Origin of the sequence: Undibacterium sp. Ji50W, from assembly GCF_049340445.1 — a bacterium.
In the GTDB taxonomy this organism is placed as follows: Bacteria; Pseudomonadota; Gammaproteobacteria; order Burkholderiales; family Burkholderiaceae_D; genus Undibacterium.
Map to the genome: position 1 here is coordinate 38,970 of NZ_JBMPOX010000021.1, position 17,913 is coordinate 56,882.

Here is a 17,913-nt window from a genome sequence, read left to right on the forward strand (position 1 = left end):
CTGGCAAAACCACTTGAAGTATGCAGACAAACTAAACTCTATTACTATTTATACATGTCCTCCACAGCAATCCCAGTGAATTCTGCAGCATCTGCAGCGATCTCCCCCGAAAAAGAGCAGCGCAAGCAGGCGCTGCAAACCTGGCTTGCTGGTGTCAACGGACATGCCATGAAGCTGGCCAGCATGCGTGCGGCCTCTGCCGACGCCAGCTTTCGCCAATATTATAGAATTGACACCGAAGACGGTAACAGCCTGATCGCTGTTGATGCACCACCCGCGACCGAGAATAGCGCTGCCTTCATCAAGATGGCGAATCTGTTGAAAAGCATCAACCTGACTGTGCCTGAAGTGCTGGCCCACGACATAGCACAGGGCTTTTTGCTGGTCACCGATATGGGCATGCGTACGTATGGCCAGGTCTTGAATAGCGACAATGCCCACAAGCTGTATCTGGATGCCATAGACAGCCTGATCCTGTTCCAGGCACAAAGCCAGCCGGATGTCTTGCCGGAATACGACAGAGCTTTCCTGCTACGTGAATTGAATATTTTCAAGGAATGGTATGTCGCCAAACACCTGGGTGTGACCCTGACTGACGCGCAAAATGCCACACTGGACAAGGTATTTGATCACTTGCTGGCCAGTGCACTGGCACAGCCACAAGTGTACGTGCACCGCGATTACCATTCACGCAACCTGATGTGGATGGACAAGGGCAATCCCGGCATTATCGATTTCCAGGATGCCGTGTACGGCCCCATCACCTATGACCTGGTATCGCTGTTGCGCGACGCCTACGTGCAATGGGATGAAGAAATCGTGCTGGACTGGGCCATACGCTATTGGGAAAAAGCCAAGCGCGCCGGTTTGCCAATGGCACCCGACATCGACAGCTTCTACCGTGATTTTGAATGGATGGGCTTGCAGCGTCATTTGAAAATTCTTGGCATCTTCGCCCGCCTGTCACACCGTGATGGCAAACATCATTACATAGGCGATATCCCTACTGTCATGGAATATGTACGCAAAACTTCACACCGCTACAAGGAACTGATCCCGCTGTTGCGCCTGCTGGATGAACTGCAAGACAATACGCCACAAGTTGGCTATACCTTCTGAGGCAGCGCCATGAAAGCCATGTTACTTGCCGCTGGGCGCGGCGAACGTATGCGCCCCTTGACCGATACCTGCCCCAAGCCCTTGCTGAAAGTGCGTGGCAGGCCGCTGATCGTCTGGCATATCCTGAACCTGGTAAAAGCCGGCATCACCGACATGGTCATCAACCATGCACACCTGGGTCACATGATAGAAGATGCCCTCGGTGACGGTTCACGTTTCGGTGCAAAAATTCAGTACTCCGCCGAAGAACAGGCGCTGGAAACGGCAGGCGGTATCGCCAAGGCCCTGCACTTGCTGGGCGACGATCCCTTCATCGTGGTATCGGGTGATATTTATATCCCGCATTTCAATTTTTCCGAATGCCTGAATACGCTGGAAGAACATGACCCATGGGGCAACCCGCACCCGGCAGACAAGCGCGATATCGCCTGGCTGTACCTGGTCAAGAACCCCAGCTTCCACCCTGGTGGTGACTTTGCGCTGACACTGATGGGTGTGGAAAATGAAGGGTCACCGCGCCATACCTTTGGCAATATTGGCGTGTACCGGCCAGAGATGTTCAATGCCATACGCCCTGGCGACCATGCCAAGCTGGGCCCTTTGCTGCGCGAATATATTGATGCCGGCCGCGTCGGTGGTGAACTGTATCGCGGCGAGTGGCATAATCTGGGTACGCCTGATCAACTGGAAGCGCTGAATGCGCCCCTGAACTTCAAAGGATCTGCATGAGCATCCCCGCTCTGCCTGCCTATATTAGCCGCCGCCAGCAACTGCAATCACACATGCTGGCGCAAGGTGGTGGTGTGGCCGTCATCCCCACTGCACGTGAATTGATACGCAACAACGACAATACCTTCCCTTTCCGGCACGATAGCCATTTTTATTACCTGTCCGGTTTTAATGAACCGGAAGCCATCATCGTGCTGGTCGCCAATGCAGATCAACAGCAAGCTATTTTGTTTTGCCGCGAAAAAAATCCCGAACGTGAAATCTGGGATGGTTTTCGCTATGGTCCGCAGGCGGCAGAAAAAGAATTTGGCTTCGATATCGCCTACCCCATAGAAAGCCTGGCAGAAAAATTGCCAGGGTTGTTGGCCGATGCCCACAAGCTGTTTTACAGCAGCGCCATGGAACCGCATATCGATGAACAATTGCAGCAAAGCCTGCAAGCCGTGCGGGCGAAAAGCCGCAGCGGCATCCGCGCACCAGCCATCACGGTGGATGTGCGAGATCTGATTGATGAAATGCGCCTGTTCAAGGATGCCACTGAAATCGCGTTGATGCAGCGCGCCGCCAGCATTTCCGGCATGGCCCATGCACGTGCGATGCGCAGTGTGCAGCCCGGTAAATATGAATATGAACTGGAAGCCGAGCTGCTGCATGAATTCCGCCGTCAGGGTGCGCAATCACCTGCCTATGGTTCCATCGTTGCCACCGGTGGCAATGCCTGCATATTGCATTACCAAAGCAACCAGGCGCTGATACAGGATGGCGATCTGGTGCTGATCGACGCTGGCTGCGAATACGATAGCTATGCATCCGACATCACCCGCACTTTTCCGGCCAATGGCAAGTTCAGCAAGGCACAGCAACGCCTGTATGAGATCGTGCTGGCTGCGCAGCAGGCTGCCATGGATTGTGCCCGCCCTGGCTCGCGTTATATGGATGGGCATCATGCCGCGGTGCGCGTATTGACTCAGGGTATGCTCGACACCGGCCTGCTGGATAAAAACAAGACTGGCAGCATTGATGATGCCATCAGCAGTGCTGCTTACCGTCAGTTCTACATGCATGGCACCGGCCACTGGCTGGGGCTGGACGTGCATGATGTCGGTAACTATCGCGAAGTCGAGAAAGTCGGTGATGAAAATCCTTACCGCCTATTGCAGGCCGGTATGGTTATCACCATAGAACCGGGTATTTATGTGCGGCCTGCCGAAGGCGTACCGCAAGAATACTGGAACATAGGCATACGCATAGAAGACGATATCCTGATCACCGCAGACGGTCACCTGAACCTGAGTCGTGACACACCCAAGACCGTGGCAGAAATTGAAGCAGAAATGCGCAAGCATCAGGCATAAAAAACTATGGATCAAATCATCAATGATGTGGACATCGCCATTTGTGGTGCCGGCCCGGTAGGGCAGACACTGGCCCTGCTGCTACACCAACAGGGATATAAGGCTGACCGCATTGCCCTGTTCGATGGCAAAACCGCTGAGCAGGCCGGGCATGATGCGCGTTCCATCGCGCTGTCGTATGGCAGCCGGCAAATTTTGCAAGCTGCCGGTGCCTGGCCCATCAAAGCGACCAGTATCAGCGAAATCCATGTCTCACGCCGTGGCCATTTTGGCCGCAGCCTGATGCGCGCCAGCGACTATGATTTACCGGCACTGGGTTATGTGGCACGGTATGGCGACATCATACGCCCACTGCAACAGGCAATCACGCAATCTGGGATCAGCATCACGCGGCCATACACCATTACCGCCATTGATGAAATGCCCGACCATGTGCGTCTTAGCTTGCTTCATAGCGATACCATGAGTACGCAGGCCATCACCCATATCAGTGCCGGCATCGTGATACAGGCTGAAGGCGGCACCTTTGGTGAGCAGCAGCAAAGAACACAGCACCACGATTATCAGCAGACAGCTATCATCGCCCATGTGAATACCGACGCCCAGATCACCGGGCGTGCATTTGAACGTTTTACTGAACAAGGCCCGCTGGCCCTGTTGCCGCATGAAGATGGCTATGCTCTGGTGTGGTGTGTCAGGCCAGACCAGGCCGGTCACTTGCTGGCGCTGGATGAAGCCGCATTCAGGCAAGCCCTGCAAACAGCATTTGGCAATCGTCTTGGCAATTTCATCAAGACCTCGGCGCGGCTGTCCTACCCACTGGGCCTGAATGCCCAGGCCCAGGCCACGGCCCGCACGGTTACCATTGGCAACGCCGCCCAGACCCTGCATCCGGTAGCAGGCCAGGGCCTGAACCTGGGTTTGCGCGACAGTGTCGTACTGGCACGCACGCTGGCCGCCATGACTGATCCCGCTACCGCCTTGCAAGCTTATCTGGCGGAACGCCAGGCCGACAGAAAACTGACCATACGCATCACCGACAGCATGGCCCGCGTCTTTGCCAGCGCCCCGGACGGCGCTTTCAGCCAAACCCTGCTGGGCATGGGATTGGGTGCACTGGACCTGATCAAGCCAGCAAAAAAAATGCTGGCCGAACAGATGATGTATGGCTGGCGCTAAACATTTTCAGCCATCCATATCCGCTGCGGCAAGCACAGAAATGAAGCAGAGGCAGGGATTACTCTATAATCCGCCCTTCACCTGAAAGGAAACACCATGAAATTACGCATCAAGAGACGTCATCTGAATTATGGCCGTTTGTACAACCACCAACTGGCTGTCGTGCTGGAAGCTGCATTTGAAGAATTCAAAAGCAACTTCAGCGAACAAGGTGCGTCCATTGCCGAATCCCTCGATTCACTGAAAGACCTGGGCGCCAGCTATCGCAACTTCAAGAAATTTGCCCTGCGCTTCGCCAAGGCTCACTAAGTTATATCTTTGACGAGTCGTGGCTAATGGCTGATGGTTTATGCCGACAAGCACGACTCGTATTTCATCACTGGCCCCTTCGTCAGTATTGGCATAAAGTCCAGCCTACTCAAGTATCCTCCCACGCAATAGACGCTTGTCCGTCATGATCATGACGCATTAATTCGTGTATCACGCACCAAGCCAAAACGCATCCCCCAAAAAACGCACTCGATATCCAGCGATGCCTATTCCTGAATGAAATCGATTGTAATTGTGGCGTCACAGTCAACTTTTACAATGCACTCATATACGGTAAATATATTTAATTTCCGTGTATGAAAATTTCAATGCATCAGAGAAAAGGATTTCCCATGCGCCCCCGTTTTTTGAGTTTGATTGCTATTTTTTGTGCTGTTCCTTCCGCCGTCTTTTTACTGCATGGCTGCGGTAGTTCGTCTGACAATCCTACGCAAGTGCAAAACCCGACCCTGCCTGCCACTTCACAGGCGGGATGGACGACCGGTGACTTGCATGTGCACACCATACAGTCAGACGATGCCCGCACAACGCAAACACTGGATACGGTGCTGGATAAGGCATTTACCAGCTATGGCCTGGACTGGACCGCCATCACCAATCACCTGCGCTCGTCAAAATATGACAATAACGGTGCCCTGCTGGCAAACCCGCTGCCTTTTGCGTATGGCATGGAAACCTATGAAATCCCCAGAATCAAAGCCCTGCAGGCTTCCGGTCGCTATGCAGACAAAACCATCTTTTCCGGTTTTGAATGGGATATGCCCACGCATGATCATTTGGGCGTCAGTATTTTTGATGTGACAGATGGCAAATTGACGTCGTCCGCCACTGCGGCCAAGGAATTCCAATACCTGTTCACGACACTGGAAGACAGCAAGTTTGATGCCGCAGATGTCAGCAAATGGAAAACAAAATATCCCCAACGTTTCAACAGCACGGCAGCAGATGCCTTGCAAGCCATCTCGTGGTTGAAGAAAAATTATCCTGACAGCAGTTTTATCACCGTCAACCACCCTTCGCGCAATCCTGGCAAATATACGATTGCCGATTTCCGTACCATGAACGACATGGCACCCAGCATCATGTTCTCGATAGAAGGCATGGTCGGCAATCAGATGGAACCTGATCGTGGCGGTTACACCTCCAGCTATATCGATGCCAATAAACCCAATCGTGTCTACGGGGGTGTTGATGCCATCGTGGCCCAGGTGGGCGGCGTCTGGGATGCCTTGCTTGGTGAAGGTCGCCGCATCTGGAATATCGCCGATTCTGATTCGCATTTTAAAATCGACGATGCCGGCAATAGCAGCGGTTACTTCCCTGGCGAATATGCCAAAAACTATGTGTGGATGAACGACAAGAAAGCCGGCGTCAATGAATTGATCAAGAGCCTGCAGTCAGGAAGACTATTCAGCGTCTTTGGTGACCTTATCAATGCCATGGAATTCACCGTCAGCAATGTCAGCAACACCAGCGATGTAAAAAACATGGGGCAAGAACTGAAGGTGACTAACGGCGGCATGGTCGATGTCACCATACGCTTCAAGAGCCCGGCAAAGAATAATTATGAGTTTCCGGTCGGTAGTGGCGTATCCGGCAACAAGGCACCAAAAGTGGACCATGTGGACTTGATCGTGGGCGATGTTGGCAGTAAGGCGGCACCGGATTCCAGTGCTTACAATGTGGCGGTCAATCCCAGCACCAAGGTCTTGAAACGCTTCACCAGCGCTGACTGGAAAACCGATGCCGATGGTTACAACGTCATCAAGTACCAGATGCTCGTGCAAAAAAACCAGTACCTGCGCCTGCGTGGCACCAACCTGGGTATCAACGTCGCCGACCTGACGGACAATGGCGAACCATTGGCCGATGCAAAAATCACGACCACGGACAATCCTACGCGCCACAACCAGATCAACGATCGCAACTATGCCAGTTTATGGTTTTATTCCAACCCCATCTTTGTTAGCGTGAATTAAGGCTGCTCGTATCCATGGTGGGCAAAGGGCAACATGCAGGAGGCGCTTGCATGTCCCCTGCCCATTTCCCCCAACCTACAAAAATTGTCTCGACGATAAATTCCGTATCAGCGCAAGATCGGAAACAGGTTCTTACAGCACACCGATCGTCCTAATACTTGGCATTTACGCCATTTTCGCAGGCAAGGCAAAAACCTGGCTGACTTCAGACAAAGGAGGCGCACACATGAATAAAATCGGTGCTGCCACCTTTTTATTCTTTGGCTGTGCTCTGGTGGGTGCAAAACGTAGCGTGTGAAGATAGCGTGTGAAGATAAGCCCTTAAATAAAAGACAGCATTTATATTGCAACGCGGCAATAAAAAACTGCTTTATTGACATTTGGTAATGTGCCAAGCAAGATTTTTCTGCTAGCATCATTTATCTGCCTTTTCTGCAAAGGCCACCAACTACCCCCACCTGAGGAATGTATGTCAACAAGGCGTATAGGAATGTCTGACATTGTCATAGGGCAGCCCTTGCTTTGGGATGTCTATGGCAGTGACGGCAGTCTCTTGCTACGCAAGGGTTTTATTGTCAGTAACACCGGCCAGGTCGCCTCATTGATAGAACGTGGTCTGTTCGCCAATACCGAGCGTAGTGATGCTAGCCTGCGCGAGGGCAAACCAGTAGAAAAAGCCAGCGAATCTCCTTCTGTAGTGCGCATGGTCAATTCGGCCCGCACTGAATTGCGGCGCATCTTGTATAAGCTGGATACTGAAGCAAATGCCCAGGCGCAGATTCTCGCGCTGGCAAGACAGGTAGGTTCCGCCGTTTTCATGTCGCCCGACATCGCCCTCGGTGGCATCTTGCTGAATCAGGAAGACACTTACGGCATACGTCATTCTGTCGATACCGCCATGGTGGCACTATTGATCGCCCGCGCATTAAAAAAACCACAGGATGAAATGCTGGTGCTGGCAGCCGCAGCACTGACCATGAACCTGGGCATGCTGCGTCAACAAGAACGCCTGCAAGACAAGAGCGAGGCCCTGACTGCGGGTGAGAAGGATTTGATCATGCAACACCCCGAGGCTGCTGTCAGCATGTTGCGCGCAGCCGGCATAGACCACGAAGACTGGTTATCCTGGGTCTTGCATCATCACGAAAGTGAAGATGGCAGTGGTTACCCGGGTAAAAAAAATGGCGTCGATATTCCTCAAAATGCCAAGATTATTTCTGTTGCTGACCGCTACTGTGCCCGCATCTGCCCCCGCAGTTATCGCAAATCCATGCTGCCCAACGTCGCCCTGCGCGACATCCTGATAGAAGGAAAATCAAAAATCGATCCCACGCTGGTTGCGGTATTTATACGTGAGCTTGGTGCCTATCCCATAGGTACTTTCGTCAAGCTTGAGAATGGTGAAGTGGGCGTGGTAAGCGCCAAGGGAGCAACTACCACAACACCGTTTGTGCATGCCTTGCTGGGGCCGCGCGGGGTGGCGCTGACGGTGCCACTCAAGCGGGATACGCAAAAAATCGCCATTCGTGAAGTCATGTATCGTGAGCAGGTACCGGTTAAATTTACCATGCGTCATCTATGGGGTGATATCGCCCGCGTCTGAACGTGACCGGGATTACCTCAATCCCGCTGCAGCAGGTGCGTGCTTATTCTATGGGCAAACCACTGACCGGTTTGATTTCTTCCATGCAAATCATCGACCTTAAGGATGCCACACCCGGCACCTGCATCAGGGTGTCGGTCAAAAATTGCGACAGGCTCTTCAAGTCACAGGCCACCACTTTCAGAATGTAATCAAAATCACCCGAAATGGTGTGACATTCTATGATTTCGGGGAAGGCCTTCAACTGACGCTCCACCTCGCGTACATTGCGAAACTGTTCACGGTCCAGTGACAGGTTCACAAATGCCATGACCCCCAGGCCCAAGGCTTCAGGTGCCACCTGTGCAACATAGGCGCGTATCACGCCTTTTTCTTCCAGCGTCCTGACACGCCGCAATGTTTGCGGTGCCGACAGATGTATGCGCTCAGCCAGGCTCAGATTGCTCATGCGGCCATCTTGCTGAAGATGACGCAGGATGTTGCGGTCATACACGTCCATTTACTTCTCCTTTTCATTCACCATTCCAGGCACCGATTCTGCTGCGGTCAGAGCATATCAGTCAATGCGTATTTTCAGGATATTTTATCAATTACTATAAATAAGAAATTTAAACACATAATTTTAATAAATAAGAAATTAAATTTCTATTTATGTGAAATTACCATCATATTTAGCAATCTAATTCTTGCTGCCGCTGGCTACAATGGATACAGAATACATAGCACAACAGGTGCGCAAGAGCCTGATGCGAAATGGGTCTGGTGGATTTTCAGGGTATTTGCCTACTTTTATGTCTGCTTATTTGTTTACTTTCAAGCTGGCGCCAATCTGAAATCTCGCAACATCAGGAAGACCAGGGTGATTTCGCAATAGCCTCTCAATATGTGTTCCGGTAAGTCCTTAGAAAATACACGGAGAACATCATGGTGACCTTCATCGGCACAAAAGAACTGCAAAACCACTTGAAGAAAACCCGGCTGGAAGATGCGATTGCGCGTCTGGCTGACATGATCAAGGAAGATTATTTGCGCTGGCAGTCATTCGACAAGTCAGCACGGGTGGCCAACCACTCTGAAGTTGGCGTCATCGAATTGATGCCGATTTCCGATGGGGTGCAGTATTCATTCAAATATGTGAACGGCCATCCCAAGAACACCCAGGCTGGCCTGTTAACGGTCACCGCCTTTGGCGTGCTGGCAGATGTCAATACCGGCTACCCTCGCTTGCTGTCTGAACTGACACTGACCACCGCCATCCGCACGGCAGCTACCTCGGCCCTGGCAGCCACCTATATGGCCAGACCAGGCAGTCGCAGCATGGCCTTGATCGGCAATGGTGCCCAAAGTGAATTTCAGGCAATCGCCTTCCATGCCATGCTGGGCATCAAAGAATTGCGTGTGTATGACATAGACCCTGCAGCAACCGACAAATTAATCCATAATTTGCGCATGTATCCTGAATTGCGGGTGATACGCGCCAGTTCCACTGCCGAAGCAGTCAAGGGTGCGGATATTGTGACCACAGTCACGGCAGACAAAACCAATGCAATCATACTGACACCAGAAATGATAGAACCTGGCATGCACATCAATGGCGTCGGTGGCGATTGCCCCGGCAAGACCGAATTGCATGCCGACATTTTACATCGGGCCCATGTCGTGGTTGAATATGAACCACAATCCAGAATAGAAGGTGAATTGCAACAGATGCCAGCAGATTTCCAGGTGACAGAATTATGGACTATTCTGGCAGGCAAGGCATCTGGTCGCACGCACGCAGAACAGATCACGGTATTTGATTCTGTTGGTTTTGCGTTGGAAGATTTTTCTGCCATGCGGTATCTGGAAAAATATGTGATGCACGCCAATTCACCTGTACTGGATTTGATACCTGAAATGATGAATCCAAAAGATTTGTTTGGCATGGGAATGGCTGGTAATACAATGTCTAATCCGGCCCGCAGCACAACTGCATTTGCCGTACCGATAAACGCCTGATCCAGGCATTACAGCAAGAACGAAACCAGCAAATGAAAACCATTTCCTTGATAGGAGCGCCAACAGATGTAGGCGCAAGCGTCAGAGGCGCGGGCATGGGGCCCGACGCATTGCGTGTGGCCGGCCTGAACGAGGCACTGGCAGCGCGTCAATTAAAAGTCATCGACCATGGCAATCTGCATGGTCCTGCCAACCCTTGGGAACAAGCGGTCAATGGTCTGCGTCATCTGAAAGAAGCCATAGACTGGAATCAGGCGGTGTATGACGCCGTTGACCAGGCCTTGCGTGATGGCCACATGCCCATGATGCTGGGTGGTGATCATTGTCTGGCGATAGGTTCCATCAGCGCGGTGGCGGCCCACTGCCGCCGCGTTGGTAAAAAACTGCGGGTGCTGTGGTTTGATGCCCATGCCGACAGCAATCTGTCCACCATCAGCCCCACCGGCAATATCCACGGCATGCCAGTCGCCTGCCTGATGGGCCACGGCCCGAAAGAATTGATCAACTATGGCGGCCACACACCAGCCATACAAGCTGCCGACATCCGCCTGATAGGCATACGCAGTGTGGATGATGGTGAACGACGCTTCATCCACGAAATGGGCATGCAGGTATTCGACATGCGCTATATCGACGAATATGGCATGCGCAATGTCATGTCCTCAGCCCTGGCGAATCTCGACAGCAATACCCATCTGCATGTGAGCTTTGACCTCGACTGCCTCGACCCCGGCATCGCCCCCGGCGTCGGCACCGCCGTATTGGGTGGCCCCAGCTATCGCGAAGCCCAGTTGTGCATGGAAATGGTGGCCGACACCGGTTTGCTGGCATCGCTGGACGTGGTAGAACTAAACCCGGCACTCGACATCCGCAACCAGACCGCCGTACTGGCCGTGGATTTGATCGAAAGCCTGTTTGGCAAATCTACGCTGGTCAGGATGTGACCGTCAGCAGCCTGTAAGGTTTTTCAGCGCAAGCATGACATAGCTCAAGTGCATACTGACTTAACTTGACGCAAAAAGCCTTCATCCTTATGATGCATAGACTGAAAATATGACGTTTCCATGAAACTATCCCGTCCATCCCGCCTGGCAGCAGTGTTCATTGCCCTGTTCAGCATGCTGTTCATGCAGCTTGCCCTGGCTACGTATGCCTGTCCGGGTATGACGACGGAAGGTGGTCGGGATAGCGCTCAGGTATCCCTATCCACTGACAATGCATCGATGCCAGGCTGTGAAAGAATGGACAAGGAACAGCCTGGCCTTTGCCATGCCCATGCCCAGAACGAATGGAGCAAGCAGTCTCTCGACAAGCCATCCATCCCTGATGTGCAGGCATTTACACCAGCAGGCATAGTGCTGGTGATAAAGACCGCAGATTTTACGGCGACCGTGCCGCAAACAGCACCTGCTGCCCGCTTGTTACGGCATCAGACAGCGCCCCCCATTTCCATACGTAACTGCTGTTTCCGTATTTAAATTTCCAGACAGGCTTTTCTGACTGCCACGCTTTTCAGCGTGCCCTGTTATTTATTGCTGTCTGGAGTTTCCATGTTATTTGCTGTCATCCCCCCACGTGGTGGGCGGCCACATCCTATTCGCGTTGCCGTACTTGCAGGCCTGCTGGCTTTATCTTCATTTACTGCTCTGGCGCTGGATTTTCCTCTGACGCTGGGGCAGGCGCAACAACTGGCGGTGGCACGCTCGCGCCAGCTCAATGCGCAAGACCAGGCAGTAACTGCTGCGCGCGAAATGGCCGTCGCTGCTGGCCAGTTGCCAGATCCAATATTGAAAGTCGGCGTCGATAACCTGCCGGTCAGTGGCACTGACCGTGGCAGCCTCACCAGTGATTTCATGACCATGCGTCGTGTCGGCGTCATGCAGGAAATCACACGGACAGACAAACGGCAACTGCGCACCGAACGCTATGATCGTGCCGCCGACAAGGCCCTGGCAGAGAAAGCCACAACCATCGCCGCCATCCAGCGCGAAACAGCAATCGCCTGGCTGGATCGTTATTATGCCGAGCAAATGCTGGCCGTGGCGGTTGAGCAGATCCAACAGGCAAAACTGGAAATCGAAGCCACGCAAGCCGCTTATCGCGGAGGTCGCAGCAGCCAGGCTGATGTATTTAGTGCACGCAGTGCACTCGCCATGGCGGATGATCGCACCAGCGAATTTCAAAAAAAACTAAAAAATGCCAGGACCACATTAGCTCGCTGGACCGGTGACGCATCTGATATCGCATTAGCCGGAAAACCCGATATCGACAGTATCAGGCTAGACCAGATGTCGCTGGAGACTTCATTGGCACATCACCCACAGATCGCCATTTTGAACCGGCAAACAGAAATTGCCGAGCTTGATACCAGGCTGGCTGCAGCCAATAAAAAATCCGACTGGACTGTAGAAGTGGCATTTCAGCAGCGCGGGCCGGCCTATTCAAATATGGTATCCATAGGCCTGTCCCTGCCTTTTCAATGGGACCAAAAGAACCGGCAAGACCGTGAACTGTCGTCCAAACTGGCCATGCTGGAACAGTCCAGGGCTGAACGTGACGACATGCTGAGAGCCCATGTTGCCGAAGCCCAAATCATGATTACCGAATGGCAAAGCAATCGCGAGCGCGCCACTCGCTACGAGCATGAACTGATCCCTTTGGCCAGGGAACGCACTCAGGCTGTGATGGCCGCCTACCGCGGTGGCAAGTCCAGCCTCAGAGATGTATTGGCAGCCCGTCGCAATGAACTCGACACCCGTCTGCAAACACTGCAATTGCAAGCCGATGCTGCGCGTCTGTGGGCGCAACTGAATTTCCTGACTCCTGCTGATGTCGTGAACAAGGATATGCCATGAAAAATAAAAGAGTCATCCTCACCCTTGCCCTTGCCAGTGCTTTCGTCATCAGTGGCTACGGGCTATATCAATTGGGTCTGCGGCAGGGAATACAAGCCTCACCCAAAACAGCAGGCGGCGCAGAAATGCCGAAAAATAGTAGCAGCGGCAAAAAGATCTTGTACTGGCACGACCCCATGGCCCCAGGGCAAAAGTTTGACAAGCCAGGTAAATCACCCTTCATGGATATGCAACTGGTGCCGGTGTATGCAGACGGTGCTGATAGTGCGGATAGTGCCGACGGTGCCGATGGCGCCAATAGTAGAAATGAAGGCAGCGTCAGCATCAGCCCGCGCGTACAACAGAATTTAGGCGTCCGTACCGCCGAGGTCATCAAAGGCAATTTGTCTACTCCTGTAACCACTGTCGGTACCCTTGCCTATAATGAACGCGATGTCGCCCTGGTGCAGGCCCGCAGCAATGGTTTTATCGAAAAACTCTATGTGCGTGCGCCCCTGGATACAGTCAGGAAGGGCCAGCCACTGGCAGAATTGTATGTCCCTGACTGGGTGGCAGCGCAGGAAGAATACCTGACCGCGCGACGCATGCAAACTGCCGGTATCGCAGATTTGCAAGAGGCAGCCCAACAGCGCATGCGTCTCGTCGGCATGAATGATGAGCAGATCCGTCAGGTGACCAGTGGTGGCAAAGTGCGCCCGCGCATCACCATTACCGCACCAGTCAGCGGAGTGGTCTCGGAATTGACTGCGCGCGAAGGCATGACGGTGGCAACAGGTGCGCCTTTATTCCGTATCAATGGCTTGGCCACGATCTGGGTCAATGCCGACATACCCGAGAACCTGGCAGCCCAGGTGCATCCGGGCAATAGCGTGGAAGCACGCACACCATCTCTGGCTGGCGTGACTTTTCAGGGCAAGGTCAGCGCCATCCTGCCACAAGTCGACACCGCTACCCGCACCTTGAAGGCACGCATAGAACTGGCTAACCCCAATGGCGCATTGGTACCCGGCATGTTTGCCGCGCTCAACTTTAATTCTGGACTACACAAGGATGTGTTGCTGGTACCGTCTGAAGCGGTGATTGCAACCGGAACCCGCCATGTGGTGATGCTGGCCCAGGGCGATGGTCAATTCAAACCTGTCGATGTTGAAACCGGTGCAGAGGCAAGTGGCCAGACTGAAATCCGCAAGGGATTGGAGGCCGGACAAAAAGTGGTAATTTCCGGCCAGTTCCTGATCGATTCCGAGGCCAGCTTAAAAGCCAGCACCACCCGCATGGGTGTCGCACCGGCAACCAATACAGCAGACATGAACAAAACTGCCGGCATCACGCATCATGGTAGTGGCAAAGTCGAAAAAATAGATAAGGATGAAATCACGCTATCGCACGGCCCTATCGCCAGCCTGCGATGGGATGCGATGACAATGAGCTTCAAGCTACCCGCCAGCGGTTTGCCACGGAATGTCGAAGTCGGTGACACGGTGAATTTTGAAATACGCCAGGTGCAGGACGGACGCTACCAGATTGTCTCTGTTTCACCAACAGCAGGAGCAAAGAAATGATCGCCAAACTGATACGCTGGTCGATTGCCAATCGCTTCCTGGTCTTGCTGGCCACGCTCACTATCACAGCCTGGGGTAGCTGGTCACTTTCCCGCACGCCTTTGGATGCCATTCCTGATCTGTCGGACGTACAGGTGATTATCCGCACCAGCTATCCTGGCCAGGCACCACAAATCGTCGAAAATCAAATCACTTATCCATTGACCACCACCATGCTGTCGGTACCCGGTGCCAAGACGGTACGCGGCTATTCTTTCTTTGGTGATTCCTTTGTCTATGTGTTGTTTGAAGATGGAACCGACCTCTACTGGGCCCGTTCTCGCGTGCTGGAATACCTGAATCAGGTGCAGTCACGCTTGCCACCACAAGCCAAAGCCTCGCTCGGCCCCGACGCAACCGGGGTCGGCTGGGTCTATGAATATGCGCTGGTGGATCGCAGTGGCAAGATGGACTTGTCACAGTTACGGGCCTTGCAGGACTGGTTCTTGAAGTATGAATTGAAATCCGTCCCCAACGTGTCCGAAGTGGCCAGCATCGGTGGCATGGTGCGCCAATATCAGGTCCAGCTTGACCCCGACAAAATGCGTGCCTACAACATACCGCACGGAAAAATCATTGAAGCAGTAAAAAAAGCCAATCAGGAAAGCGGCGGTTCAGTACTGGAGCTGGGTGAAGCCGAATATATGGTGCGCGCCTCGGGCTATCTGAAGTCGCTGGATGATTTTCGTAAGATACCTTTGATGACGACCGATGCCGGTGTATCCGTGCGTCTGGGCGATGTGGCACGTATCCAGGTCGGGCCAGAAATGCGACGCGGTATTGCCGACCTGAACGGTGAAGGTGAAGTGGCTGGTGGCGTCATCATCATGCGATCTGGCAAGAATGCGCTGGAAACCATCACTGCCGTCAAAGCCCGGCTGGAAAAACTGAAAGCCGGCCTGCCTCCAGGTGTGGAAGTCGTCACGACGTATGATCACTCCAAGCTCATCCATCGCGCCGTAAAAAACCTGGAAGAGAAATTGATAGAAGAATTCATTGTGGTGGCCATCGTATGCGCTGTCTTCTTGTTTCATTTCCGTTCAGCCATAGTCGCCATCGTCACTCTGCCAATTGGTATCTTGATCGCCTTTATCATCATGTATTATCAGGGCGTGAATGCCAATATCATGTCATTGGGAGGCATCGCGATTGCCGTTGGAGCGATGGTTGATGCTGCCGTGGTAATGATAGAGAACGCGCACAAACACATTGAGGCATGGAATCATAGCCATCCAGAGGAAAAACTCCAGGGAGAAGCACATTGGCGGGTGATCGGAGATGCCGCTGCCGAAGTAGGGCCAGCCCTGTTTTTCTCTTTGCTGATTATTGTCCTGTCGTTTATTCCCGTCTTTACGCTGGAAGCACAGGAAGGGCGACTATTCTCGCCCCTGGCTTTCACTAAAACCTATGCCATGGCGGCTGCCGCAGGTTTGGCCGTGACCTTGATTCCCGTGTTGATGGGTTATCTTATACGTGGAAAGATTCCTGATGAACACAAGAACCCCTTGAATCGATTCCTGATCGCTTTGTATCGTCCCTTGCTTGATGTCGTACTGCGTTTCCCCAAACTGACATTGGTGTTTGCAGCGCTGATAGCTGTCTTTACGGTCTGGCCCCTGGCACGTTTGGGTGGCGAATTCATGCCGCCACTTGATGAAGGTGACTTGCTCTACATGCCGTCCGCCTTACCAGGTGCTGGTGCGGGTAAAGTTGCAGAATTGCTCCAACAGACAGATCGCCTGATCAAGACTGTTCCGGAAGTCAAAAGCGTATTCGGCAAAGCTGGCCGCGCCGAAACAGCGACCGACCCTGCACCCCTGGAAATGTTCGAGACGACAATTCAATTCAAGCCCAAAGACCAATGGCGTCCGGGCATGACTACCGACAAGCTGGTGGAAGAACTCGACCGCATAGTCAAGGTTCCTGGCTTATCCAATATCTGGGTGCCACCCATCAGGAACCGTATAGACATGCTGGCGACGGGTATCAAGAGCCCTGTGGGTATAAAAGTGGCGGGAACCAGTCTGCAAGAAATAGACAGGATTACCAGCGATATTGAACGTGTCATCAAAAACCTGCCCGGCGTGTCATCAGCCCTGGCCGAAAGACTGAACGGGGGGCGCTACATCGATATTGATATCAACCGGGACGCCGCAGCACGTTACGGTCTCAACATCGCCGATGTGCAGAGCATCGTTTCCGCCGCCATTGGTGGTGACAATATTGGTGAAACGACGGAGGGCTTACAACGCTTTCCCATCAATGTTCGTTATCCGCGAGAGCTGCGTGATTCGGTCGAGAAGTTGCGCCAGTTACCTGTGCTGACTGAACGTGGTGCGCAAATCCGTCTGTGTGATGTTGCTGATATTCACATCAACGACGGACCGCCCATGTTAAAGAGCGAGAATGCGCGTTTGTCGGGGTGGGTATATGTCGATATCCGGGATCGCGACCTCAGCTCGGCAGTCCATGAAATGCAAGAAGTCGTGGCCAGGGAAGTGAAATTGCCAGCCGGCTATTCGATTGCCTGGTCTGGTCAGTTTGAATACCTGGAACGTGCGGCAGCAAAACTGAAAATCGTCGTTCCAGCAACCTTGCTGATCATCTTTGTATTGTTGTACATGACTTTCAAACGCGTCGATGAAGCAGCACTGATCATGGCCACCTTGCCATTTGCCATGGCCGGCGGGATCTGGTTGCTATGGGTGCTGGGCCATAATCTGTCCGTCGCCAGCGGTGTCGGTTTCATCGCCCTGGCAGGCGTGTCTGCTGAATTCGGTGTCATCATGCTGCTGTATCTGAAGCATGCCTGGGATGACAGACTCAAAGCAGGAAAAGTTGACGAGCAAAATCTACTGGATGCCATTCGTGAAGGCGCAGTACTACGGGTACGGCCAAAAGCGATGACTGTGACCGTCATTATCGCCGGCCTGGTTCCTATCATGCTCGGATCTGGTACCGGCTCAGAAGTGATGAAACGAATTGCTGCTCCCATGATTGGCGGTATGATCACCGCGCCACTGCTATCAATGTTTGTGGTGCCAGCAGTGTATTTTCTGTTACACCGAAGACAATTTCGCTGCAATCATTTGGAAAAAGAAGTGCATACGGTGATCCGTGAGCAGGTTTAAGCTATCCCTGACCATTATGCCTCCAGTTATCCCG

The 17,913-nt window shown here is 52.8% G+C and carries 14 protein-coding genes; 13 read left to right on the forward strand and 1 reads right to left on the reverse strand.

Translation table 11 applies throughout. The features are described from left to right. Positions 1-54 precede the first annotated feature (54 nt). The 7 genes from ACO0K9_RS22505 to ACO0K9_RS22535 all read left to right on the forward strand — a co-directional run bounded on the left by ACO0K9_RS22505 (position 55) and on the right by ACO0K9_RS22535 (position 8,294). A complete protein-coding gene (locus tag ACO0K9_RS22505) occupies positions 55-1,119 on the forward strand; it encodes an aminoglycoside phosphotransferase family protein (protein WP_422988619.1) in 1,065 nt (354 codons plus the stop codon). A gap of 9 nt (positions 1,120-1,128) precedes the next feature. Next, positions 1,129-1,848 carry an N-acetylmuramate alpha-1-phosphate uridylyltransferase MurU gene (gene murU, locus ACO0K9_RS22510; RefSeq protein WP_422988621.1) on the forward strand — a complete coding sequence of 240 codons (720 nt, stop codon included), beginning with the start codon at positions 1,129-1,131 and terminating at the stop codon, positions 1,846-1,848. Continuing rightward, positions 1,845-3,203, forward strand: coding sequence for an aminopeptidase P N-terminal domain-containing protein (locus tag ACO0K9_RS22515; RefSeq protein WP_422988623.1), 1,359 nt, complete (start codon positions 1,845-1,847; stop codon positions 3,201-3,203). Before murU ends, ACO0K9_RS22515 begins: the two co-directional genes overlap by 4 nt. A gap of 6 nt (positions 3,204-3,209) precedes the next feature. Next, positions 3,210-4,382, forward strand: a complete 1,173-nt coding sequence (locus tag ACO0K9_RS22520) for an FAD-dependent monooxygenase (RefSeq protein WP_422988625.1) — start codon at positions 3,210-3,212, stop codon at positions 4,380-4,382. 96 nt (positions 4,383-4,478) lie between these two features. Beyond that, complete coding sequence (locus ACO0K9_RS22525; protein WP_422988627.1) at positions 4,479-4,691, forward strand: hypothetical protein; 213 nt, start codon at positions 4,479-4,481, stop codon at positions 4,689-4,691. 353 nt (positions 4,692-5,044) lie between these two features. After that, entirely contained in the window at positions 5,045-6,691 is a 1,647-nt protein-coding gene (locus tag ACO0K9_RS22530) for an S-layer protein (RefSeq protein WP_422988629.1), read from the forward strand. Positions 6,692-7,181: 490 nt separating this feature from the next. Then, entirely contained in the window at positions 7,182-8,294 is a 1,113-nt protein-coding gene (locus ACO0K9_RS22535; RefSeq protein ID WP_422988631.1) for an HD-GYP domain-containing protein, read from the forward strand. A gap of 43 nt (positions 8,295-8,337) precedes the next feature. Here the strand turns inward: ACO0K9_RS22535 and ACO0K9_RS22540 are convergent, their stop codons facing one another. Then, entirely contained in the window at positions 8,338-8,793 is a 456-nt protein-coding gene (locus tag ACO0K9_RS22540) for an Lrp/AsnC family transcriptional regulator (protein ID WP_422988633.1), read from the reverse strand. A gap of 425 nt (positions 8,794-9,218) precedes the next feature. Here ACO0K9_RS22540 and ACO0K9_RS22545 point away from each other — a divergent pair, with 425 nt between their 5' ends. The 6 genes from ACO0K9_RS22545 to ACO0K9_RS22570 all read left to right on the forward strand — a co-directional run bounded on the left by ACO0K9_RS22545 (position 9,219) and on the right by ACO0K9_RS22570 (position 17,879). Then, a complete protein-coding gene (locus ACO0K9_RS22545; protein ID WP_422988635.1) occupies positions 9,219-10,292 on the forward strand; it encodes an ornithine cyclodeaminase in 1,074 nt (357 codons plus the stop codon). A gap of 32 nt (positions 10,293-10,324) precedes the next feature. Next, complete coding sequence (gene rocF, locus ACO0K9_RS22550) at positions 10,325-11,236, forward strand: arginase (protein WP_422988637.1); 912 nt, start codon at positions 10,325-10,327, stop codon at positions 11,234-11,236. A gap of 120 nt (positions 11,237-11,356) precedes the next feature. Continuing rightward, complete coding sequence (locus ACO0K9_RS22555; RefSeq protein ID WP_422988639.1) at positions 11,357-11,770, forward strand: hypothetical protein; 414 nt, start codon at positions 11,357-11,359, stop codon at positions 11,768-11,770. A 72-nt stretch (positions 11,771-11,842) separates the two neighbouring features. Continuing rightward, the gene (locus ACO0K9_RS22560) at positions 11,843-13,147 is read left to right on the forward strand and encodes a TolC family protein (protein ID WP_422988641.1); all 1,305 of its coding nucleotides are present in this window, start codon (positions 11,843-11,845) and stop codon (positions 13,145-13,147) included. Further along, positions 13,144-14,709, forward strand: a complete 1,566-nt coding sequence (locus tag ACO0K9_RS22565) for an efflux RND transporter periplasmic adaptor subunit (RefSeq protein ID WP_422988643.1) — start codon at positions 13,144-13,146, stop codon at positions 14,707-14,709. Before ACO0K9_RS22560 ends, ACO0K9_RS22565 begins: the two co-directional genes overlap by 4 nt. Beyond that, on the forward strand, positions 14,706-17,879 hold the full coding sequence (locus tag ACO0K9_RS22570) for an efflux RND transporter permease subunit (protein ID WP_422988645.1): 3,174 nt from the start codon (positions 14,706-14,708) through the stop codon (positions 17,877-17,879). The genes ACO0K9_RS22565 and ACO0K9_RS22570 overlap by 4 nt, the downstream gene beginning before the upstream one ends. The last annotated feature ends 34 nt before the right edge of the window (positions 17,880-17,913 follow it).